Source organism: Roseibium sp., assembly GCF_965216085.1.
In the GTDB taxonomy this organism is placed as follows: domain Bacteria; phylum Pseudomonadota; class Alphaproteobacteria; order Rhizobiales; family Stappiaceae; genus Roseibium.
Map to the genome: position 1 here is coordinate 5560340 of NZ_OZ244138.1, position 22999 is coordinate 5583338.

Annotated in this window: 18 protein-coding genes; 7 read left to right on the forward strand and 11 right to left on the reverse strand. The window is 56.1% G+C overall.

The features are described from left to right. Positions 1-19 precede the first annotated feature (19 nt). Entirely contained in the window at positions 20-979 is a 960-nt protein-coding gene (locus tag ACOOFE_RS25920) for a pyridoxal-phosphate dependent enzyme (RefSeq protein WP_420412693.1), read from the reverse strand. 135 nt (positions 980-1114) lie between these two features. On the opposite strand from ACOOFE_RS25920, the gene ACOOFE_RS25925 reads away from it, so the two are divergent. The 6 genes from ACOOFE_RS25925 to ACOOFE_RS25950 all read left to right on the forward strand — a co-directional run bounded on the left by ACOOFE_RS25925 (position 1115) and on the right by ACOOFE_RS25950 (position 9151). Further along, positions 1115-1582, forward strand: coding sequence for an Lrp/AsnC family transcriptional regulator (locus tag ACOOFE_RS25925; RefSeq protein WP_420412694.1), 468 nt, complete (start codon positions 1115-1117; stop codon positions 1580-1582). A gap of 141 nt (positions 1583-1723) precedes the next feature. Continuing rightward, a complete protein-coding gene (locus ACOOFE_RS25930; protein WP_420412695.1) occupies positions 1724-2899 on the forward strand; it encodes a matrixin family metalloprotease in 1176 nt (391 codons plus the stop codon). 225 nt (positions 2900-3124) lie between these two features. Then, positions 3125-6160 carry an aminotransferase class III-fold pyridoxal phosphate-dependent enzyme gene (locus ACOOFE_RS25935; protein WP_420412696.1) on the forward strand — a complete coding sequence of 1012 codons (3036 nt, stop codon included), beginning with the start codon at positions 3125-3127 and terminating at the stop codon, positions 6158-6160. A gap of 133 nt (positions 6161-6293) precedes the next feature. Beyond that, a complete protein-coding gene (locus ACOOFE_RS25940; protein ID WP_420412697.1) occupies positions 6294-7307 on the forward strand; it encodes a GDP-mannose 4,6-dehydratase in 1014 nt (337 codons plus the stop codon). A gap of 8 nt (positions 7308-7315) precedes the next feature. Continuing rightward, complete coding sequence (tviB, locus tag ACOOFE_RS25945; RefSeq protein WP_420412698.1) at positions 7316-8599, forward strand: Vi polysaccharide biosynthesis UDP-N-acetylglucosamine C-6 dehydrogenase TviB; 1284 nt, start codon at positions 7316-7318, stop codon at positions 8597-8599. Positions 8600-8794: 195 nt separating this feature from the next. Beyond that, a complete protein-coding gene (locus tag ACOOFE_RS25950) occupies positions 8795-9151 on the forward strand; it encodes a cupin domain-containing protein (protein WP_420412699.1) in 357 nt (118 codons plus the stop codon). A gap of 24 nt (positions 9152-9175) precedes the next feature. Here the strand turns inward: ACOOFE_RS25950 and ACOOFE_RS25955 are convergent, their stop codons facing one another. The 7 genes from ACOOFE_RS25955 to ACOOFE_RS25985 all read right to left on the reverse strand — a co-directional run bounded on the left by ACOOFE_RS25955 (position 9176) and on the right by ACOOFE_RS25985 (position 17825). Beyond that, complete coding sequence (locus ACOOFE_RS25955) at positions 9176-9916, reverse strand: SDR family oxidoreductase (protein ID WP_420412700.1); 741 nt, start codon at positions 9914-9916, stop codon at positions 9176-9178. A 37-nt stretch (positions 9917-9953) separates the two neighbouring features. After that, positions 9954-11408: an aldehyde dehydrogenase family protein gene (locus tag ACOOFE_RS25960; RefSeq protein WP_420412701.1), complete on the reverse strand. Its 1455-nt coding sequence runs from the start codon at positions 11406-11408 to the stop codon at positions 9954-9956. Between the two features lie 9 nt (positions 11409-11417). Beyond that, positions 11418-13013, reverse strand: a complete 1596-nt coding sequence (locus ACOOFE_RS25965; protein WP_420412702.1) for an ABC transporter ATP-binding protein — start codon at positions 13011-13013, stop codon at positions 11418-11420. Continuing rightward, complete coding sequence (locus ACOOFE_RS25970; protein WP_420412703.1) at positions 13010-13840, reverse strand: ABC transporter permease; 831 nt, start codon at positions 13838-13840, stop codon at positions 13010-13012. Before ACOOFE_RS25970 ends, ACOOFE_RS25965 begins: the two co-directional genes overlap by 4 nt. After that, on the reverse strand, positions 13840-14787 hold the full coding sequence (locus ACOOFE_RS25975; RefSeq protein WP_420412704.1) for an ABC transporter permease: 948 nt from the start codon (positions 14785-14787) through the stop codon (positions 13840-13842). Before ACOOFE_RS25975 ends, ACOOFE_RS25970 begins: the two co-directional genes overlap by 1 nt. Positions 14788-15029: 242 nt before the next feature. Further along, positions 15030-16514, reverse strand: coding sequence for an ABC transporter substrate-binding protein (locus tag ACOOFE_RS25980; RefSeq protein WP_420412705.1), 1485 nt, complete (start codon positions 16512-16514; stop codon positions 15030-15032). Positions 16515-16538: 24 nt separating this feature from the next. Beyond that, a complete protein-coding gene (locus ACOOFE_RS25985; protein ID WP_420412706.1) occupies positions 16539-17825 on the reverse strand; it encodes an acetylornithine deacetylase/succinyl-diaminopimelate desuccinylase family protein in 1287 nt (428 codons plus the stop codon). Between the two features lie 86 nt (positions 17826-17911). On the opposite strand from ACOOFE_RS25985, the gene ACOOFE_RS25990 reads away from it, so the two are divergent. Then, positions 17912-18457, forward strand: coding sequence for a LuxR C-terminal-related transcriptional regulator (locus tag ACOOFE_RS25990; protein ID WP_420412707.1), 546 nt, complete (start codon positions 17912-17914; stop codon positions 18455-18457). A 16-nt stretch (positions 18458-18473) separates the two neighbouring features. On the opposite strand, the gene ACOOFE_RS25995 is transcribed toward ACOOFE_RS25990, so the two are convergent. The 3 genes from ACOOFE_RS25995 to ACOOFE_RS26005 all read right to left on the reverse strand — a co-directional run bounded on the left by ACOOFE_RS25995 (position 18474) and on the right by ACOOFE_RS26005 (position 22865). After that, positions 18474-19412, reverse strand: coding sequence for a 1-phosphofructokinase family hexose kinase (locus ACOOFE_RS25995; protein WP_420412708.1), 939 nt, complete (start codon positions 19410-19412; stop codon positions 18474-18476). A 219-nt stretch (positions 19413-19631) separates the two neighbouring features. Beyond that, the gene (locus tag ACOOFE_RS26000; RefSeq protein ID WP_420412709.1) at positions 19632-20432 is read right to left on the reverse strand and encodes an FAD binding domain-containing protein; all 801 of its coding nucleotides are present in this window, start codon (positions 20430-20432) and stop codon (positions 19632-19634) included. A 72-nt stretch (positions 20433-20504) separates the two neighbouring features. Then, the gene (locus ACOOFE_RS26005; RefSeq protein ID WP_420412710.1) at positions 20505-22865 is read right to left on the reverse strand and encodes a xanthine dehydrogenase family protein molybdopterin-binding subunit; all 2361 of its coding nucleotides are present in this window, start codon (positions 22863-22865) and stop codon (positions 20505-20507) included. Positions 22866-22999 lie beyond the last annotated feature (134 nt).

Sequence of the window (22999 nt, forward strand, 5' to 3'; positions counted from 1 at the left end):
AAAAGGCTGTGAATTCGGATCACGTCACATCCCCTTCGCTGACGATGATCAGTGGCCGGGCGGAGGCTGGAGGATTGAGTTTCTGGAGCGCAGCAAATCCGGCGGCACCTGACGGCGTTGTTGCCGGAAGATCCTGCACCTTCAGAGCGGTTACGGCCGCCATAGCTTCGTCATCGCTCACGGTCAAAAAGGTGTTCGCTGCGTCCCGAAGAATTTCGAACGCTAACAAAGACGCAGTTTTACAATCCAGGCGGCCCATGTTCGATGTTGGACCCTGAACATCAACGACCTTGCCGGCCCGGACGGCCTCCCGAAGACATGGAGCTGCATCCGGCTCCACCACAATGATCTGCGGTTGGACAGACCAGTTTTTGCGGATCATATAGGCGACTGCGGCGGCCATTCCTCCAACACCTGCTTGAAGGAACACATGGCTCGGCCATTCGCCGCAGCGTGAATAGGTTTCCCGCAATTCTTCGGCCAACACCGTGTACCCTTCCATCACCAGGCGGGGCGGTTCGGTGTACCCCGGCCACGACCCGTCAGCCAAGTGAATGAAATCGTTGGCTTCTGCATCCTCAATGGCGGCTTGGATACTGTCTTCGTAGGTGGCACCAGAGCGGATAACCTTCGCGCCGACGGCCTGCAGCCGAGCGACAAAGCTTTCGGGTACTGTATCCGCCAAATGGATCCGGGCATTAGCACCAAAAATCTGGGCGCCCTTGGCAACGGCCATGCCGTGATTACCGGCACTTGCGCAGACGAAGGTTTTTCCCTTTGCCCTTTTTCGGATCATATCCAAGGTAACCGTATCCGGGACCGAAGCGCCAAGACACAGGCGGGCTACGGCATAAATGCCACCGAGCGCCTTGAACGCACCAAGGCCCATGCGCCCGGTCTCATCCTTGATCTGAACGGTCCACGGTTCAAATGTCCGCTCCAGAAGTGGGGTCGCAGCGGCATCTGACCAGAGTGTCATTAGCTGGGCGGTATGCTCGTGATCGAGCTTAAACGATAGCTTTTCCATAAACCGAGACTAGACAATTACGTTGATCAGAATGTTTCACTGAGTTAGGTTTTTCGAGAAAATTTCTCAATATTTTGGGAAGATCGTATGAAAATCGATCAAGTTGACGTCACTATCCTCAATACGTTGCAGGACAATGCACGCACCAGCCTTGAGCAATTGGCTCATCTGACCGGCGTGTCGACCGCCTCGGTCCAGCGCCGCTTGAAGGCCTTGCGGGAATCCGGCCTCATCTTGCGCGAAGTGGCGATCCTGGACGGCGCCAAGCTTGGACTGGCCATGAGTTTCATCATCATGGTGGAATTGGAACGGGAACGGCTGGATCAGATCGATGCCTTTGTAAATCGGGCACGGCAGGAACCCCAAGTGCAGCAATGTTATTATGTCACGGGGGATGCGGATTTCTGTTTGATATGCATGACCAAAGACATGCAGGAGTTCGAGGCACTGACCCATCGCCTGTTCTTCCAGAACGCCAATGTCCGTCGATTCCGGACATCAGTTGTGATGGGCCGCAAGAAAGTTGGCTTGGAAGTGCCACTGGAGGCAGAATGACAAATGTTATTAATGTCTATTGTCATTCCGCAACGCAGACAAGCACCGCTGAATAAATCACTTTTCCTGTCGCAGAGTTGTGTACTCAACCCGCATATGTTTAGATTTTAAAATTAAATAGTTCTAGTATTGGGGGATGTTGTGGCAGTTATTAATACAATTCCGCTCACAAGAAATGTTGTCAGCGATTACGTCCTTTACAATCCTCTGCTCAAATGGGGAACCAGCGGTGTAGCCGGAACGCCTGGTGGCGAGGTTACCTGGAGTTTTGCCACATCTCCGATATCTGGAACCAACAACGGCACATCCTATACCTCCGATGCAGCGATAACCGACCCCAATTTTCAGCAAGCCATTCGCCAAGCGTTTGATACCTGGGCCGCTGTCGCCAACATCACTTTCCGAGAAGTAACCGATTCGAGCAGTGTGCAAATCCGCTTTGCAATGGATGCTATTGATGGTGTGAGCAACACACTGGGGTTTGCGGATACGCGCGCGACTTCTGTTGACGGCGGTGTCACGTGGACCAATACACTTTCACATGTCATTTACGACACAGCTGAAAGCTGGACGACAACAGCATTTCTAAGCACTTCGATCCATGAAATTGGCCATAGCTTAGGCATTGATCACAGTGACGTTCCTGGCAGCATCATGCAAGCTGTCACCGTTGGCGATAATTATGGAACAACGCTGACACAGGATGACATTAACGCCGTCCAGGCCGTTTATGGCACCAATTCTGATCCACTCGCGGCCGTCGAGAACATCTTCCGGTTTTTCAATCCGACCACGGGCTCGCACTATTTTGCGACCGGTGACACCCAACGCTCAACAATTGCAGCCTCCAATCCGAGCTGGTTGAACGAAGGCGCGGCCTTCCAGGCGGCGACCACGCAAGAGACGGGAACAATCCCCGTTGTCCGCATGTTTAATGAATCCTCCGGCCGATATCTCTTTACAGCAGACACGACTGAGATTTCGATCATTCAAAACCAAGGCTGGTCCCAACAGCAATCCGGCGTTTGGTTTGTAACACGTGGAGAAGAAGCCGCTCTTGGTTACACCACAGGGGTGTTCCGGCTCTATGTCCCGGCTTTGCAGGGACATGTCTATTCTTCAAACCAGGCTGAAATCGATATTCTACTGACCACACTCAACGCAACCAATGAAGGGGCGGCCTATTTCCTCAATCCATCCCTGACAGCTTCCGCCGCAATGAGTTTCGAATACGGCTTGGATGACACGATGGACGCAGAGACCGTTGCTGCCCTCGTGGGTCTTCAGGCGCCAGAAAACAACATTGAATTCGGATAGAATAGCCGACTTATCGAACCGCCAAGATCAGTCAGTGAGTTCACGCCTATCGTCCCCATGGCCGCGACTAGGCCATGAAAAGGCCGTAGGAATTGCGTGTAAAAACGCAGTTCTTGCAAATATGCGATGATTTAGAGGCTTGAAATCACTTATGTCGGCAGGATAGTATCCTTTTTTGGATCCAATATCCTATAATGCTCTTGCCGATGTGAAGGTACAACTATAATGAACGGCTTTGCCCATGCTGGTGACGCAAACACGTCGCTTGGCGGCGTTCGCAAAATATTGTTTGAAACCTACGACCTTCAGGGATCTATCAACGGGCTTCCCGGCGAACACGATCTAAATTTCAAAATCGGCGGAATAGACGGCAAGGACTATCTGTTAAAACTTCATGCCGATGACGACGATGACATTCTGGACATGCAAGTTGCCGTGTTGGAACACCTGAACAAGGTTGATCCAGGCTTACCAGTTTCAAGGGCCATTCCAGACCTTGACGGCAATAACATGAGTTCAAACACCTTTGAGGGTCCGCGCAAAGTACGGCTTTTGACTTGGCTGGCCGGAGACATTTGGGCAAAAGCAGAGAACCGCGGCTCCGAGGCTATAGACACCCTCGGCGCACTGCTCGCCCGGCTAGACAAGAGCCTGGAAAGCTTCCAGCATCCGGGCGCTCAAAGGAGCTATGACTGGGATATTGCCCAAGCCTCAAAGCACCTGACTTATTGCAAATTCATCGATGATGCCGACAAGCGCAAAACGGTTGAGGAGATTCTCAACCGATTTGTATCAGATGTCCTGCCCCGGCTACAAAACTGCCCACGCCAGGTCATTCACAACGACGCCAACGACTACAATGTCCTGCTGGATAAAACCGGTCGGGTTAGCGGCTTGCTCGACTTCGGCGATATGGTGGAAAGCTATCGGGTGGTCGAGATTGCCGTTGCCAGCGCTTATGCACTGATTGGCACCGAAGACCCCATCGGAACAGCGGCTCGGTTGGCAAGAGCTTATCATCAGGTCAATCCGATTACCGAAGACGAATGCGACTTGATCGTCGACCTGATCAAGACACGATATGCAGTCTCTATATGCATGGCAGCCAAACAGATCCGGGAGGCACCGGAAAACCACTATCTGCTGGTCAGTCAGGAAGATGTGTGGCGCGAGCTCCGGCGCGTTAACACCGAAAACCATCGCTTGGCTGTCTTGCGTCTACGTGCAGCTTGCGGGTTGCCCCCTATTCCAAAAGCCCGGCAGATTATGCGCTGGCTTGAAGAAAACGCCCATACGTTTGCGCCTGTAATCCGGCCAGAAACACCTAAACCAAAAACAATCACTTTCGATTTTACCACGTCGGCACCAGATGCATCGCAAATCTCAGCCTTTTCTGGGATCGAATTTGATGCCTATTGCGATGATAAGATCCTTGAGGCCAAAGCCGACTTTGGCATTGGCCTTTATGGTGAAAACCGGACAATTTACAAAAGCGACGCGTTTGAAACCGCCAACACTTCCGCCCGGCGCTCCATTCACCTGGGCATCGATCTGTTTACACCGGCGCACGAACCAGTTTACGCGCCGCTAAAAGGCACGTGTGCATTCCTTTATGACGATGCTGTCGAAAATGGCTTTGGACCAACTGTGCTCCTTGAGCATAAGACCAAAACGGGAGATGTCTTCTGGACCCTATATGGTCATTTGTCCCGCCAAAGCTTCGCCAAGCTGAAGACAGGGCAGAAAATATCCCGGGGCCAAGCCTTTGCCGAGATCGGCCGCCGTGAGGAAAACGGAAGCTGGCCGCCACATTTGCACTTTCAACTGGTTACTGATCATCTGGGACTGGAAGCGCAAATGCATGGCGTCGGTGTCCGCCAGCAATGGTCTGTCTGGCGTGATATCAGCCCGGATCCAAGTGTCTTTCTAGGTTTGAACGTTCCCGCAGCAACTGTGGTTGCAAGGGACAAAGACAGCCTGATCCACGAGCGTCACGCTCAGCTTGGCCGCGCCTTGAGCATTGCCTACCAAGACGCTCCGCTGAACATTGTCAGCGGGGACGGTTGTTATCTCATCGATGAAACCGGCAAACGCTGGCTCGATATGGTCAACAACGTCTGCCATGTCGGACACTGCCACCCACGTGTGGTCAACGCCGCCCAACAGCAGATCGCTGAGCTGAACACCAATTCCCGCTATCTGCATGACAATCTGGTTGAATACTCCAATCGGTTGGTCGGCCTTTTTCCGGACCCGCTGAACGTTTGTTACTTCGTCAACTCCGGCAGCGAGGCCAATGACCTGGCCATCCGGATCGCCCGTGCTCATACTGGCAACCACGATCTTTTGACTGTCGATCACGCCTACCACGGCCATCTGTCCAGCCTGATTGACGTTAGTCCATACAAGTTTGCCGGCAATGGCGGCTCTGGCCGACCCAAGCATGTTCAAGTTGCTGAGATGCCCGATCTTTACCGGGGCCGCTGGCGTTACGGTGACATGGATGCTGGAAAGAACTATGCGGCCGATGTGCACCGGCAGATCGAGGGGCTTGCCGCGGAAAACAAAAATCCGGCCCTCTTCTTCAGCGAAGGGATCCTGGGCACGGGTGGCCAGCTCACCCTGCCCGACGGTTATCTGAAGGAAGCTTATGCGCATGTTCGGGCCGCAGGCGGTCTGTGCCTAGCAGATGAGGTTCAGGTGGGCTTTGGCCGGGTCGGCTCACACATGTGGGCCTTTGAGACACAAGATGTCGTGCCGGACATTGTCACGCTCGGAAAACCCATCGGCAACGGTCATCCAATGGCCGCGGTGATCACCACACCAGAAATCGCAGCTTCCTTTGCCAATGGCATGGAGTACTTCAACACCTTCGGCGGCAACCCCGTCTCGGCAGCAACCGGGCTTGCTGTCTTAGATGTCATCAGAGATGAGCGGCTTCAGCACAAATGCCTTGTCACCGGCCATAGGCTGATGGACGGCGCCCGCGAGCTCGCCGAAAAACACCCGCTGATCGGCGATGTCCGCGGGATGGGCCTCTTCATTGGAATTGAGCTGGTCAAAGACCGCAAGACCCTCGAACCTGCCGCAAAAGAATTGGCGAAGATCATCCAGGTTTTGAAGGAAGACCACGCGATTCTTCTCTCGAGCGAAGGCCCCTTTGACAATGTCTTGAAAATCAAACCGCCGGCGCAATTTGGCACGGCAGAATGCGATCACTTCCTGAATGCCCTTGATGACACTCTGGGTAAAATCAACTGAGACAGCAAGGCTCTGACAAACAGCGCAGTTTTTGCATGGTCCGCTCTGGACATCTCCTCATCCGGTGAATAACTAATTTCAACGCATCCAAGATGCGAAGCGCCCGCCGGATCTGGAATTCAGAAGAGACAGCATGCTTCCCAAAAAACGCGCGTTTATCACCGGGTCCGCCGGCTTCATCGGATTTCACCTTGCCGAGCTTTTGCTGCAGGAGGGCTGGGCGGTCGCCGGTCTCGACGGCATGACGGATTATTATGATGTCCGTTTGAAAGAACGCCGCCACGAGATCCTGCACCAGCATGGCTCGTTTTCGTCGACCATCGCGCGGCTGGAGGACAACGACCGCGTCTCTGTAGCGATCGCTGACTTCAAGCCGGATGTAATCATCCATTTGGCGGCTCAAGCAGGCGTCCGCTACAGCCTGGAAAATCCGCGCGCCTATGTTGATGCCAATGTTGTCGGCACCATGAATGTTATGGAGGCGGCCAGGGCGGCGGACGTCCAGCATCTCTTGATAGCCTCAACCAGTTCGGTCTATGGCGCCAACACCCAGATGCCGTTTGATGAGCAACAGAAAACCGATACGCCGCTGACCATCTATGCTGCGACCAAAAAGGCCAATGAAGCGATGGGCCATGCCTGGGCGCACATCCATCAAATCCCGATCACCATGTTCCGTTTTTTCACGGTTTATGGTCCCTGGGGACGGCCGGATATGGCGCTCTTCAAGTTCACCAAGGGCATTCTGGAAGAAACCCCGATCGACATCTACAATCATGGCGATATGTTTCGGGACTTCACCTATGTAGAAGATCTGGTGCGCGGCATCCGTGGCCTGATAGATGCGATCCCAGGTGCGGGCAATGTGACATCGGAGAAAGACAACTTGAGCCCGGTCGCGCCCTATCGCGTCGTCAATATCGGTAACTCGGACAAGGTCCGGCTCTTGGATTTCATCGAGGCAATTGAGGCTGAGCTTGGCAAGAAGGCAATCCGCAACATGATGCCGATGCAGACCGGTGATGTGCCGGCAACCTGGGCCGACGCAACCCTGCTTCAAGACCTGACCGGTTACCGGCCGCAAACCCCGTTCCAGGAAGGCGTTGCCAGATTTGTTGCGTGGTACCGCGACTACTACAAGGTTTAAGGCAGATTATGTTGCGCCAAACCCCGAACACCGCAAAAATTGCCGTCATCGGCCTTGGGTATGTCGGCCTGCCGTTGGCGAGCGAATTCGGCAAAACACAATCCGTCACCGGTTTCGACATCAACCCGGAACGCATCGCTCAGCTAGAAACCGGCACCGATACCACGCTGGAGGTATCTGAAGGCGAGCTCGCTGCTGCCCGGCACCTGACTTTTACGAGCGACCCGCAAGATCTTGCCGACTGCACGACTTTCATCGTTACTGTGCCGACGCCGATTGACAGCTACAAACAGCCGGACCTTGGACCTTTACTCCGGGCTAGCGAAGCGATCGGCAAGGTTCTGAAAACCGGCGATGTGGTGATTTACGAATCCACCGTTTACCCCGGCGCGACCGAAGAAGATTGTGTTCCTGTGTTGGAACGGGTTTCAGGTCTGACCTTCAACGTGGATTTTTTTGCAGGATACAGTCCCGAGCGGATCAACCCGGGCGACAAGAACCATCGCCTACCGGATATCTGCAAGGTTACATCCGGCTCGACACCAGAGGTCGCCGAGTTCGTGGATCGGCTCTACGCCTCAATTGTCAAAGCCGGGACCCACAAAGCGCCGTCGATCCGGGTCGCGGAAGCGGCCAAAGTGATTGAAAACACCCAGCGGGATCTCAACATCGCACTTATCAACGAGCTGGCGATCATCTTCAACCGGCTGGACATCGACACCAAAGCGGTGTTGGAAGCGGCTGGAACCAAATGGAATTTCCTACCCTTCCGGCCAGGTCTTGTCGGTGGCCACTGCATCGGGGTCGATCCTTATTACCTGACGCATAAGGCCCAGGCGACAGGCTATCACCCGGAGATCATTCTGGCGGGGCGTCGGCTTAATGACGGCATGGGTTCTTACGTGGTTTCTCAGCTGGTCAAAGCCATGACCCGTAAGAGCTTGCCGATGACCGGCGCACGAATTCTGGTCATGGGATTGGCGTTCAAAGAAAACTGCCCAGACCTCAGAAACACTGGTGTCGTCAGCATCATTGAAGAACTCAAGGATTATAATGTCGATGTAGACGTTTATGACCCGTGGGTGGATGGCATTGACGCCGCAAGCGAATACGGCATTCATCCGGTGAGTGACCCCACGCCTGGTGACTACGATGCGATCGTTGTCGCGGTCGCGCACCAGCAGTTCAAAGAATTGGGAATTGAAAAAATCCGCGCCTTCGGCAAGGCAAACCACCTGATTTACGATTTGAAGAACGTTTTTTCCGGCGGCGATGTAGATCTGCGGCTCTAATTTCCGTCAAACACCGCAACACAGGCTTTACCAGAAATCCACTTAGCCGGTTTCAGCCAGACGCGTGTACACAATCGTTCAAGACGCTTGAAAACACCTGAGATAGGTTGTTCCAATCTGAATTCTGTTTTAAGCGCCCGCACTTTGCGCAAGCGTGGGCACGACAGACACATTGGACAGGAACCTGATCGAACTATGCAGCCGATAAATCTTTCTGACAAACTGACCAAATTCGCGACCCACTGGGATCCACATGTTGTTGGCGACTACAACACCAACGATGTCATGGTGGTGAAATTCAAAGGAGAATTTCCGTTTCACCAGCACGAAAACACGGATGACTTTTTCCTCGTTCTCGACGGCGAAATGATCATGGATATCGAAGGCCAAGAGCCTCAGGTGGTCAAAGCCGGTGAGCTTTTCATCGTGCCGAAAGGGGTCGTGCACCGGCCACGCGCGGACGAAGAGGTCAAGGTTTTGCTCATTGAGCCAAAAGGCGAGCCTAATTCCGGCGACGCCGACCGCGAACCGGCGCCCAAGCCAAGAATTTGAGCGCCGGCTCCTAACAGTAAACGGCTAGATGCAGCGGCCGCCGTCGACTTCCATGGCAACGCCGGTGATCATACCGGCTTCATCGGAACAAAGGTAACAGGCGGCATTGCCGAGGTCTTCGGGTGTCGAGAATCGCCCGATCGGAATGGTGGACAAAAACTTTGCCCGCATTTCCGGAGTGTCTTCACCCATGAAACTTTTCAGGAGCGGGGTTTCTCCGGCCACCGGGCAGAGCGCGTTAACGCGCACACCATTTGGAGCCAATTCAACGGCCATGGTTTTGGTCGCGGTCACCATCCAGCCCTTGGAGGCGTTGTACCAATTGAGCTTCGGGCGCGGGCTGAGCCCTGCGGTCGAAGCGACATTGAGAATCGCACCGGAGCCTCGGCCGATCATCGCCGGAACGAAGTGTTTTGTGGTCAGGTAGACGGATTTGCAGTTGACCGCCATCACCCGGTCGAACTCATCTTCTGTCACATCTTGCATTGGTTTCGGCAGATGGGTGATGCCGGCGTTGTTCACCAGAATGTCGACGCCGCCGAGTTTTGAAGCCGCGATTTCAGCCAGCTCCGCCACGCTGTCGTTGCTAGCGACATCGGCTTTGGCCGCAAACCCTCCGACTTCTGCCGCGACTTCTTCGGCCAAATCCAGATTCAGATCCGCAATTAGGACCTTGGCGCCTTCCGCTGCGAACTTGCGCACGATGCCCGCTCCAAAGCCGGACGCCCCGCCTGTCACGATCGCTGTTTTGCCCTGCAATCTCATGGGTCAAACTCCCTTAAATCATTTATCGTTTTGAAACTCAGCCGTGATAGGCGGCGACGGTCTTCAGTGATGTGAAGCCGTAGAGTGCTTCAAAGCCCTTTTCCCGGCCGTGGCCGGATTTGCCCATGCCGCCGAATGGCAGCTCGACACCGCCGCCCGCGCCGTAGTTGTTGATGAAGACCTGACCAGAACGGATTTTCTTCGCCAGCCGCATCTGCCGGGCGCCATCCCGGCTCCAGATGCTGGCAACAAGGCCGTAGTCCGTGCCGTTGGCAATCGCGACAGCTTCGTCTTCATCGTCGAATGGAATGATCACCTGCACCGGTCCAAAAATCTCATCCCGGGCGAGCACATGGTCCGGTTTAACGCCGGCAAAGAGCGTTGGCGTCACGTAGCTGCCGCCCTTTGGCGCATCCTGCAAAATCCCTTCGGCGGCCTTTTCAAGATCCGCACCCCGGTCAATGAAGGTGGAGACGATGCCCTTTTGTTTGGCCGAAATCAGCGGACCGACATCAAAATCGGAGAGCGCTGGTCCCACCTTCAGTTCGCCGTACCGGCCGGCCATGCGCTCAACGACCTGATCATAAAGCCCACGCTGAACCAGAATGCGGGAGGAGGCCGAACAGGTCTGGCCCGCATTCTGAATACCGGCATTCACCAGGAACGGCAGGGCCGCATCGAGGTCGGCATCATCAAACACAAGCTGCGGTGATTTTCCCCCAAGCTCTAGGGTGACCGGAATGACGTTTTTGGCAGCTGCCGTTTGAATGTGCACTCCGGTCGCAACGGAACCGGTAAAGCTGACATGATGAATGCCCGGATGGGACGAAAGCGCAGCGCCCGCCTCCGATCCGAGACCCGGCACAACATTCAAAACCCCGTCCGGCAGACCGGCTGCCTTAGCAAGATCGGCAAAAGCAAGGGCTGTCAGGCAGGCATCTTCGGCCGGCTTCAGAACACAAGTGTTGCCGGTCGCAAGCGCTGCGCCGATGGACCGACCGATGATCTGCATCGGATAGTTCCACGGCACAATGTGCCCGGTAACGCCATGCGGCTCGCGCAAAGTGTAGACCGTATAGCCGTCGAGATAGGGGATGGTTTCGCCGTGCAGCTTGTCCGCCGCGCCGCCGTAAAATTCCAAGTAACGCGCAAGAGCGATTGCATCGGCTCGTGCCTGTTTGAGCGGCTTGCCGACATCCATTGCCTCGATCCGGGCCAGATCCTCAACCTTTTCAAGCACCAGCTCGCGGAGCTTGAAGAGGATCCGTCCACGTTCGACCGCTGTCGTCGTGCCCCAAACGTCGTTCCGAGCGGCTTCGGCGGCCGCAACGGCGGCGTCGATGTCTTCAGATGTACCACGGGCAATCTCACCGATTTCCGCGCCGGTCGACGGGTTGAACAGCGGCAGCGTTCCGCCGCCTGCAGGCGCCGTCCATTCACCGTTGATCAGGCACTTGGCCGGATCAAACCAGAGATCCAACTCGTTGCGCATCGTTCCTCCTCAGGCCGCATTAATATCGGCCGGAAGAACCGGCGCGGCGGCGACCAATTGTTTGGTGTAATCGTGTTTGGGCGCGTCGAAGACGGCGCCTGTTGGGCCTTCTTCAACGATTTCGCCTGATTTCATCACCATCACCCGGTCGGTGATCGAGCGGACGACAGAAAGGTCATGGCTGATAAAGAGATAGGTGAGATCAAACCGATCACTCAAATCCGCCAGAAGATCCAAAACCTGGGCGCGGACAGAAACGTCAAGCGCGGACACCGCCTCATCCAGGATGATCAGATCCGGTTTGATGATGAGCGCCCGGGCAATCGCGATCCGCTGGCGCTGGCCGCCACTGAATTCATGGATGTATTTATGGCGGTCGTCCGCAGTGAGCCCAACGCTTTCCAGCGCCTCGGCAATGGCGGCCTCGCGCTTTGCGCCTTTCGGCGGAGCATCCAGCAAATGAAACGGCTCGGTGACCAACCGCTCGACCTTCCAGCGTGGATTGAAACTGCTGTAGGGATCTTGAAACACCACCTGCATCCTGCGGCGGACTGCGATATTGGCATGGTGTTCGGTGAAGACCGGTTGGCCGTCGAACGAGATCTCACCGCCCTGGACGTCCTCTAGCCCCAAAATGGCCCGGGTCAGCGTGGACTTGCCGCAGCCGGATTCCCCAACAAGGCCGAGGCTCTCGCCCTTTTTGATTTCAAAACTGACGTTGTTTACGGCGCGGAAATGAACAGTCTTGCCCCACCAGCCATGGGTGTGGCCGACATAATCGCGGACCACGTTCTGGACTTTCAAAAGCGGCGTCTCTTGAACCAACCCTTCCCGGTCCGGCACATGACCGGACGCCTCCAGAAGGGCTTTGGAATAGGGATGCTGCATGGTGCGGAAAAGCGTTTCTGCTGGACCGCTTTCCACCACTTCACCGTCCTTCATGATCACCAGATCGTCGGCAAGATCGGCGACCACAGCCAGATCATGGCTGATCAGCATGAGGCCCATGCCATCTTCGGACACCAGCTTTTTTAGAAGTTCCAAAATCTGCGCTTGGGTGGTGACGTCGAGTGCGGTCGTTGGCTCATCGGCGATCAACAGCTTCGGCCGCAAGGCTATCGCCATTGCGATCACCACACGCTGACGCTGTCCGCCGGAGAGCTCATGAGGATAGCGGCTGAGCGGAAACTTGTCCTGCGGCAGTTCGGCCCGGCGCAGAGCCTCGGCTGCCCGCGCCATTGCTTCGGATTTGGAGACCTTTTCATGCACCAAAATGGTTTCGGCGACCTGCGCACCGATGGTTTTCAGCGGATTGAGCGCGGTCATCGGCTCCTGGAACACCATGCCGACATCCCGCCCCCGAATACGGCAGAGTTCTGCTTCGTTCAACGCCAGAATGTCCCGCCCGGCAAGGGTAATCTTGCCTGAACTGGTGGTCCCATTCGGCAGGAGCTGCATGACGCTGAAGGCTGACATGGATTTGCCCGAGCCGCTCTCGCCGATCACACCCAGGATCCGGCCCGGGGCGACCTTCATCGACACGCTTTTAAGGACCGGCTGACCGTGAATTTCCAGCGACAGATTTTCGATCGTCAGAAGGCTCATGTGCGCGCCCTCCTGAGTTTCGGATCGAGAAGATCGCGCAGACCGTCGCCCATCAGATTGAGGCCGAGCACGGTCAAGAGGATCGCCAGGCCAGGGAACAATGCCAGATGCGGGGCGAGCGAAATCATCGTCTGGCTGTCAGCCAACATGCGGCCCCAGCTGGCCGTCGGCGGCTGAGCGCCCAAACCAACGTAGCTCAATCCCGCTTCCGCAAGGATACCAAGAGAGAACTGGATCGTGCCCTGAACGATCAGCAAGTTCGCAACATTCGGCAAAATATGTTCCAGGGAGATTCGCGCCGGGCCTTTGCCCGCTACACGCGCCGCCAGAATGTAATCCCGGTTCCAGAGGGACAGTGCCGCGCCGCGGGTCAGACGGGCAAACACCGGAATGTTGAAGATGCCGATCGCGATGATGGCATTCAGTGCGGACGCGCCGAAGACGGCGGTGATCATGACCGCAATCAAAAGACTCGGGAAAGCGAACACCAGGTCATTGGCGCGCATGATGACTTCATCCAGCCAGCCCCCCTTGCGGGCGGCGGCAGCCAATCCGAACGGCACGCCGATAATCATACCAATGCCCACGGCGACCAGGGCAACGGCAATGGAGGTGCGCGCACCGACCATGATCATGCTCAAGATATCGCGGCCGAACTGGTCGGTGCCGAGGAGATGTGTCCAGCTCGGCAGTTTCATCCGGTTGGCGATGTTCAGAACGGTTGTATCGTAAGGCACCCATACGAGACTTATGAGCGCCGCACTCACAAACAAAACGGTTAGGAGGAGGCCGGGGAGAAGCGTCCGGCTGTGCAGAAAGATGCCCATCAGCGCCGTCTCCTAAGGCGCGGGTCGACCCAGGCATATGCCATGTCGACCGCGAAGTTGACGATGATGACCGCAAACACCAGCAGCATAACCACGCTTTCAACGACAATGAGATCGCGGGCGCTGATCGATTGGAACACCAGCCGGCCAAGGCCTGGTAAGAAGAAGACATTTTCGATGATGATCGCGCCAGCGAGCAGGAAGGAAAACTGCAGACCAAGGATGGTCAAAACCGGGATCAGTGCATTGCGTACCGCATGGCGCCACAACGCCTGACCTTTGGTGAGGCCTTTGGCCCTGGCCGTCCGAATAAAATCTTCACCGAGGGTATCGAGTAGGCTGGAACGCATCACGCGTGTCAAAATGCTGGCTTGCGGCAGGGCCAAGGCAATTGCGGGCAAGGTGAGTGCCTTCATGCCAGCGAAAAACCCAGCATCCCACCCCGGAAACCCACCGGCGGAAAACCAGCGCAGATTGATGGCAAAAACCAGCACCATCAGCATGGCGAACCAGAAATTTGGGATGGCCACACCAAGCTGTGTCACGCCCATAACGGATGCATCCACCGCAGTTCCCCTTCGGGACGCGGCCCAAATCCCGGCCGGAAAGGCGATCAATGTGCTCAAGGTCAACGCATAAAGCGCCAGCGGTAAAGACACCCACAAGCGCTCACCGATCATCTCGGCAACCGGTGTCCGGTAGGTGTAAGAGACGCCGAAATCGCCGCTCAGAAGCCCGCCGGCCCAGGATACGTACCGCTGCAGCACCGTTCCATTCAGCCCCAGTTCTTCCCGAAGCGCGGCAAGCGTGTCTTCCTGCGCGTTTAGGCCGAGCATGTAAGCAGCAGGATCTCCCGGCACGACTTCCAGCGCCAGAAAGATCACCGCCGAAGCAGCAACCAGGCTCAGCGCAAGAGACAACAGTCGTTTCAGGAAATAATGGAGCATGGACTTTCTGTTGGGCTGCCGGCGGTGTTGGCGCCCGGCCATGGGCTAGATTCGAACCCGTATCCAGGATGATCCGGGATATTCAGTGTTGCTTTATTTCAATCACTTTCCGATTGAAAAGGCTTGAAAGGTCGCCTTGAGGGATGACCGGTACGCCCGATGTAACTCCACCCCTCAAGGCTGCAGTTAGCTTCGTGTCCCTGTGGGGAGAGAACTTTCCGAAGCTAATTCTTCACGACCGGTTAATTGTCCCAGTAAACTGCTGTCAGGTCGGTTGCCTGGGTCGGCTGGTTTTTCCAAAGACCCTGGATCTTGGCGTTGGCGACCGTCGGGAATGCCAGCTGGAACAAATAGCCATTAACGTAGTCGTTGGAGATCATCTCCTGCGCCTGCTTCAACAGACCGGAGCGTTTTTCCGGATCGTTTTCCGCCGTCAGGTCTTCCATCAGTTTTTGGAAGTCCTTGTTGTCGTACTGGAAATAGTACTCCGGACGGGCATAGATGCCGATGTCCATCGGCTCGGTGTGGCTGACAATAGTTAGACCATAATCCTTGCCCTTAAACACCTGTTCCAGCCACTGCGCCCATTCCAGATTGGAAATCTCGGTTTCAATGCCAACAGCGCGCAGCTGTGCGGCAATGATCTCACCGCCGCGGCGGGCATAGGACGGCGGCGGCAGTTTCAGGGTCGTTTTGAACCCATCTGCATGGCCAGCCTCGGCAAGCAGTTTTTTGGAAAGCTCAGGATCGTAAGCGCTGTTGCCGGTCAGATCGATATAGTCCGGATTATGCGGTGCAAAGTGTGACCCAATCGGAGTGCCATACCCGAACATAGCACCATCGATGATGGCTTGCCGGTCTATTGCATGCGCGATGGCCTTGCGGACCTTCACGTCATCGAGCGGCGGCTGCTTGTTGTTGGTCGACAGGATGGTTTCACCTTCGGTCGACCCCACTAGCACCTGAAAACGCGGATCGGCTTCAAACTGCGGCAGGTTCTCCGGAGCCGGGAAGCCGACAAAGGCGTTGACGTCTTCGGCCATCACGGCGGCAAAGGCCGCGGTCGGATCGGAGATGAACTTGAAGGTCACATTGTCCAGCTTGGCTGGTGTGCCCCAGTAATCGCCATTTTTTTCCAGATCGATCTTGTCGCCCTGAACCCAATTGGAAAATTTGAATGCACCAGTTCCGATTGGGTTGGTCTTGATGTTCTCAATGGATTCCGGTGCGACGATCACTGCATCGCCCCAAGCCATGTTGAACAGGAAGCTGCCGTTCGGAGCCGAAAGCATGACTTTCACCGTCTGCGGGTCGATAGCTTCAACAGCCTCAATCCCCGAGAACAGCGCCTTTTGTGCATTCTGACTGTCATCGGACCGGGCCCGGTCAAGGCTGAATTTCACATCCTCGGCGGTCATGTCTGAACCATCGTGGAACTTCACGCCGGATCGCAACTTGAATGTATAGGTCTTGCCGTCATCTGAAATGGTCCAGCTCTCAGCAAGGCCCGGATTGACCGATCCGTCAGGGCCAAAGCGGGTCAGACCTTCGAAAACGTTCGAATAAAGAACCGAGTCAATTGCGCCTGCGGCTGCGCTGGTCGGATCGAGATGCGGCGGCTCCAGCTGCATGGCCACGGTGATGTCGCTTTTTGCATGTGCCAATCCCATGCCGGCGGTCAACGCCAGAACGCTGATCAGACCTGTGCCAAGTTTTCCCAAATGCATAGCTTCTCCCCTTTGCCGTCTCGTTTACTGCGGCTTTGCCAAGAGCTCGATCAGCGACCGTCCCATCACTTTCGCGGAATCGAGCATGTCATCAACGCCGACATATTCATCTGGTTTGTGCGCCAAATCCAGAATGCCGGGTCCATAGGCAATACAATTTTTGAGTTTGCCGATCCGGTCAATATGCTTTTGATCGTATGTGCCTGGGCTGACGACATATTCCGCCTGTTTGCCCATGGTTTCTTCAATTGCGTTCGCGACCGTCTTGACCACCGGCGCATCCTTGTCGGTCATAGTCGGCAACACCCTGTGCAACTCGCGCACATCGTAGCGGAAATCTTCCCTCCGGCTTTCGACGGTTTTCAAGACATCCATAACTTCCGCCTGAACATCCTCGATGTTTTCTTCCATCAGGAAACGGCGGTCGAGAACAACCCGGCAGCTGTCTGGAACACAAGGGCTTGGCAATCCAGTGAAATCCGCTTCACCTTCCGCCTGTCCGCCATGGATCGAATTGATATTCAACGTGGATTGGCGCGCACCTTCCGGAACGATCGGCATTTCGGTGCGTTTTTTCGCGAGTGCCGGAAAGAGACTCTCTTCCATTTCATCCAAGACGGCCCCCATGTGACGAACGGCGCAGTCTCCCAGGAACGGCATCGACCCGTGGGCGATCTCGCCATAAGTTTCGACTTCCGCCCACCAGACGCCCCGGTGACCAAGGCAAATGCGGTCCTTATTTAGGGGTTCGGGGATGATCACATGATGCACCCGATCCGGGTTGAAATAGCCTTTTTGGGCCAAATAAGCGACACCACCATAACCGCCGGATTCTTCATCCGCTGTGCCGCTGATTTCGATGGCGCCGGAAAAATCCGGACTGACGGCCAGAAAAGCCTCAGCGGCAACGATGCTGGCAGCCAGACCGCCCTTCATGTCGCACGCGCCGCGGCCATATATCTTGCCGTCTTCCAGTTCGCCGCCAAAGGGATCTTTGGTCCAGCCATGACCGACATCGACCACATCAATGTGGCTGTTGAAATGCACACATTCACCCGGGCGCGTTCCCTCGCGGCGGGCGATCACATTCCAGCGCGGGTACTTGTCGCTGTCTCCGGGGGCGCCATGGGCACGGATCAACTCAATGCCGAAGCCTTTGCCGCCCAACCGTTTGCCAAGGTATTCGCAAATGTCCCGGTAGTTTTCGCCCGGCGGATTGAGCGTTGGAATGCGCAAAAGATCCTGCGTCAGCGCGATGAGATCGTCGCACCGGTCGTCAATTTCCCGGATCAGTTGGTCGGCTGGCTGCATTCGTAGCGCGCTCATTATTCACATTAGGTGGAATAACTATGCTATGTCCGGTATACGGTGCCTATACCGTATAAACACGGTGACCTATGAACAACTTTGATCAACTGACGTTTGACCACGCTCCAATGGGCCTCGCACTGACGGAGCATCGCATCATCCGCAGCTGCAACGCCACGTTTGCGGCGATGTTTGGTTATGAGAAGGCCGACTTGATCGGCCAGAGTTTCCGGCTGCTGTATGGGACAGATCAGGAATTTCACCAAGTTCGCGATATCGGGCTTGCGCCTTTGCGCCAGTCTTTGCCTTATTCGGATGAACGGCTGATGCGTTGCGCTGATGGGACCCGGATTTGGTGCCGCTTCCGCGCCCGCACCTTGACCCCGGACGACCCGCTCGCCCAGGCGGTTCTCAGTTTTGCGGTAATTGAAGACAAGAACAGCGGTCCGCAACTGACCAACCGGGAGCGGGAAGTGCTATTGCTCCTTTCGCAAGGCAAAACCAGCAAGGAAATTGCCAGAGATTTGAGTCTCTCCCCACGAACAATCGAGGATGTCCGCGCCCGGCTTTTGAAAAAGTTTCAGGTCAAGAACGTCGCGGTTCTGCTCGCGCGTTTGTCCGGCCTATCTGGCTAACGGCGGACCGAGATACTTATCTTGCCCCGCGCCCGGCTTTCTCCGTCTCATAGAGCGAAAGCACATCCGCCCGGCGGCAGAGTTCTGTGCCGGACGTCAAGGCGGTGGCAGCCCCCGCCGAGACACCGAGACGGAAAGCCTCTTCGATTGAATTCCGTTCGATCAAAGACCAGACCATCGCACCTACAAAACTATCGCCAGCACCGACTGCAGACTTTGCCGACACATGAAGCGCAGGGACCCGCATTGCCTGATTGGAATTGACCAGCAACGCGCCCTTCGTACCCAGCGTGACGGCGATGTTTTCCGCTGCCCCTTTAGCGACAAGTTCCTGCGCAAATCTCCGGACACCTTCTTCATCCAGAGACCGGCCAGCCAGTTTTTCAAGTTCCCCAAGGCTTGGTTTGAACAGATAGACACCGCCTTTGTCGAGCGCCGCCTTCAGGGCTGGACCTGAGGTGTCGACAACAAAACGTGCGCCGCGTTCCGCAATGATCGCCCCCATCCTTGCATAGGTATCATCCGCAACACCACGCGGCAGGGAGCCGCTGGCGACCACGTAGTCCGCATCGGTTTGCGCGACGAGATCAAATACCGGCTGAAGCTCACCGGCCGTCACTTCCGGTCCTTCGGGAACAAAACGGTATTCGATCCCCGAAGTTTCCTCGTGAACGGCAAAGGCCATCCTGACCGGGTATTCTATTGAATAGCGATGCAACTTGATCCCGGTCTCATTCAAAAACGCGTCTAGAAGAACACCGGTCGCGCCGCCAGAGAGATAAGCAAGGTCCGGCTTACCGCCGAGTTCCGAAATCACCCGCGCCACATTAACCCCACCACCACCTGGATCCTGCCGCTGATTGGTGGTGCGGGTCTTATGCATCGACTGCACCCGCTCCGCGTCACAGGAGACATCGATTGTCGGATTAAGTGCGATGCAAAGAACTTTGGTCATGGGATCCGTTTCGCTTCTGTCAAATCTGTATTGCAGAAGTTCAAATAGGAACTCAAGTGCGGGGAAACGCGCAAAAGAAAACCCCTCTCCAGGACAGAGAGGGGTTTTACACCTCAAAAACTCACCTAGTGCTTCCCCGGCCTCGCGCCGGGGTCACCCTCGATGAGATCCCGGCTCAAGACCGGGACAGCAAAGAGTGTGTTGGCTTAGCGGCCGATATTATCCAGCAGCAGCCACGGCCCGTTTGGCCATGACAGTGACCAGATTAGCACGATACGCAGCCGAGCCATGCAGATCAGATAGGAGATCGTCCGCATTCGGTGCAATTCCGGCCACTGCATCGGAGGACCAGTTGCTGGCGAGTGCTGATTCCATATCGTTCATCCGGAACACACCGTCTTGCCCAGCGCCTGTCACTGCAACCTTAACCGACCCGTCCGCGCCCTTGGCAACGAAAACACCGGCCATAGCATAGCGCGACGCCGGGTTCGGGTATTTGGCATAAGCGCTTTTTTGTGCTGCTGGAAACTTCACCGAGACCACAACTTCATCTTCATCAAGCGCGGTTTCAAACATGCCGGTGAAAAAGTCTTCGGCGGAGAGTTCCCGCTTGCTGGTGACGACGGTCGCACCCAGAGCCACCAAAGCCGAAGGATAGTCGGCTGCCGGATCGTTGTTGGCAATGGAGCCGCCAATGGTGCCCATGTGGCGGACAGCCGGATCGCCAATACCGCCTGCAAGTGCGGCAAGCCCAGGCAGTTTTGATTGAACGATGTCGCTGGAGGCGACCTCCGCGTGAGTTGTTGCCGCACCGACCGCGACACCGTCACCATCAACGCAAATGCCGTTCATCTCAGCGATATTGGTCACATCCACCAGATCAGATGGTGCGGCCAAGCGCTGTTTCATGGTCGGCAGCAAGGTCTGGCCGCCACCCAAAATCTTGCCGTCTTCGGCCTTAGCCAGAAGGTCGGCAGCTTCAGCGGCGGAACCGGCCCGGTGATAAGTTGTTTCATACATTTTAGGGTCTCCCCAAAAAATTACCGATTAAGCGGGCGGCACACGCCGCCCGGAATGATTTGCCTTTGAGCCTTATTCGGCCGCCTGCTTCATGCCGGACTGAGCCAGAGCCCAGACCCGCTCCGGCGTTGCCGGCATGGTCAGGTCATTGGACCCCAGCGCGTCCGTGATCGCATTGATCACTGCCGGTGGAGAGCCGATTGCCCCAGCTTCGCCGCAGCCCTTCATGCCAAGCGGGTTGCCCGGGCATTCGGTGACATGGGTTGACAGCTGATAGGACGGCACATCGTCAGCACGCGGCATGGTGTAATCCATGTAGGACGCTGTCAGCAGCTGGCCGGTTTCGTCATAGGCCGCGTTTTCAAGCAACGCCTGACCGATACCTTGCGTGATGCCGCCGTGCACCTGGCCTTCCACGATCATCGGATTGATGATCTTGCCGAAGTCATCGGCAGCGGTGAAGTTGACGATTTCCGTTTTGCCGGTATCCGGATCAATCTCCACCTCACAGACATAGGTGCCTGCCGGGAAGGTGAAGTTGGTCGGGTCATAGAACGCGCCTTCCTTCAAACCCGGCTCCATGCCTTCCGGCAGATTGTGGGCCGTATAAGCGGCAAGTGCCACTTCTGTGAAGGTCAGCTTCTTGTCCGTGCCGGCAACTTTCAACTCGCCGCCCTCGATCTGGATGTCCCCTTCGGACGCTTCCATCAGGTGAGCTGCGATCTTCTTGGCTTTGGATTCGACTTTGTCGAGCGCTTTGACGATCGCCGACATGCCGACCGCGCCGGAGCGGGAGCCGTAGGTGCCCATGCCAAACTGAACTTTGTCCGTGTCTCCATGGACAATAGAGACAGAATCGGTGTCGAGACCGAAACGCTCGCTGATCAGCTGGGCAAAGGTTGTTTCATGACCCTGACCGTGGCTATGCGAACCCGTTAGAACCTCAATGGTGCCAACCGGATTGACGCGCACTTCGGCCGATTCCCAAAGACCAACACCGGCGCCAAGCGAACCAACGGCCGCAGACGGCGCGATCCCACAGGCTTCGATGTAACAGGAAAGGCCAATGCCACGCAGCTTGCCCCGAGAGGCCGCTTCCGCCTTACGCGCTGCAAAACCATCGTAATCGGCAGCTTTGAGAGCCGCATCCAGCGTCGCGTCATAATCACCAGCGTCATAACACATGATCACTGGGGTCTGATGCGGGAAGGCGCGGATGAAGTTCTTGCGGCGGAACTCTGCCGGGGATAATCCGACTTCGCGCGCGGCCGTTTCCATCATACGTTCAACCAGATAGGTCGCTTCCGGACGTCCAGCTCCACGATAAGCATCGACCGGAGTCGTATTTGTATAAACCGCCTTCACGTTGGCGTGGATTGCCGGAATGTTGTACTGGCCCGACAGCAATGTCGCGTAGAGATAGGTCGGCACCGATGACGAGAACAGCGACATGTAAGCGCCAAGGTTCGCGACTGTTTTGACGCGGAAACCGGTGATCTTGTTATCCGCATCGAGCGCCAGTTCGGCTTCCGAGCGGTGATCGCGGCCATGCGCATCGGTCAGGAAGGCTTCCGTTCGGTCTGATGTCCATTTCACCGGACGTCCGACCTTCTTGGATGCCCAAAGGCAGACCATCTCTTCCGGATAGATGTAGATCTTGGAGCCGAAGCCGCCACCAACATCCGGTGCGATTACCCGAAGCTTGTGTTCCGGGGCAACGGCATAAAACGCCGACAGCACCAAGCGCGCCACATGGGGGTTCTGGGACGTGGTGTAGAGCGTGTAATGCTCCTCGGCATCGTCGTAACCAGCCAGGGCAGCGCGCGGTTCCATTGGGTTCGGCACCAGACGGTTGTTATGGATTTCCATCTTGGTGACGTGGGCTGCGCTTTCAAAGGCGGCATTTGTTGCCGCTTCGTCGCCGATTTCCCAATCGTAGATCAGGTTGCCTTCCGCTTCCGGATGGATTTGCGGCGCGCCATCTTTCAACGCATCCAGCGGATCAACAACGGCGTCGAGTTCTTCGTAATCGACAACAACCGCATCTGCAGCATCGCGGGCTTGCGCCTGCGTGTCGGCGATAACCACAGCGACGGCCTGGCCAACATGGCGGACGACTTCCGGCTCCAGAGCGCGCCAACCACCCATTTTCATCGGGGTGCCGTCTTTGGAGTGGATCATCCAACCGCAAATCAGGTTGCCTATCCCATCACCCACCAGCTGATCACCGGTTAGAACCGCATCAACACCCGGCATTGCCAGAGCGGCTTCAGAATCAATGCTTGTTACTTTTGCATGTGCATGCGGCGAGCGCACAAAGGCGGCATAGCCCATTCCCGGCATCGCCATATCATCTGTATACCGGCCCTTACCGGTGATGAAGCGCTTGTCCTCTTTGCGCAAAGCGCGGGCGCCAATCCCCTCTACTGCCATCACTCTCTCCCTCAAATTTTCTGGCTGGCCACTTCCACTGACGCTGCACTTATCCTCCCGGCAGCACGCCAACGGTCAGGCCGTGATCTCTCTCATGAGCATAAAGACACATGCGAAAACGGTGACTGACTGTG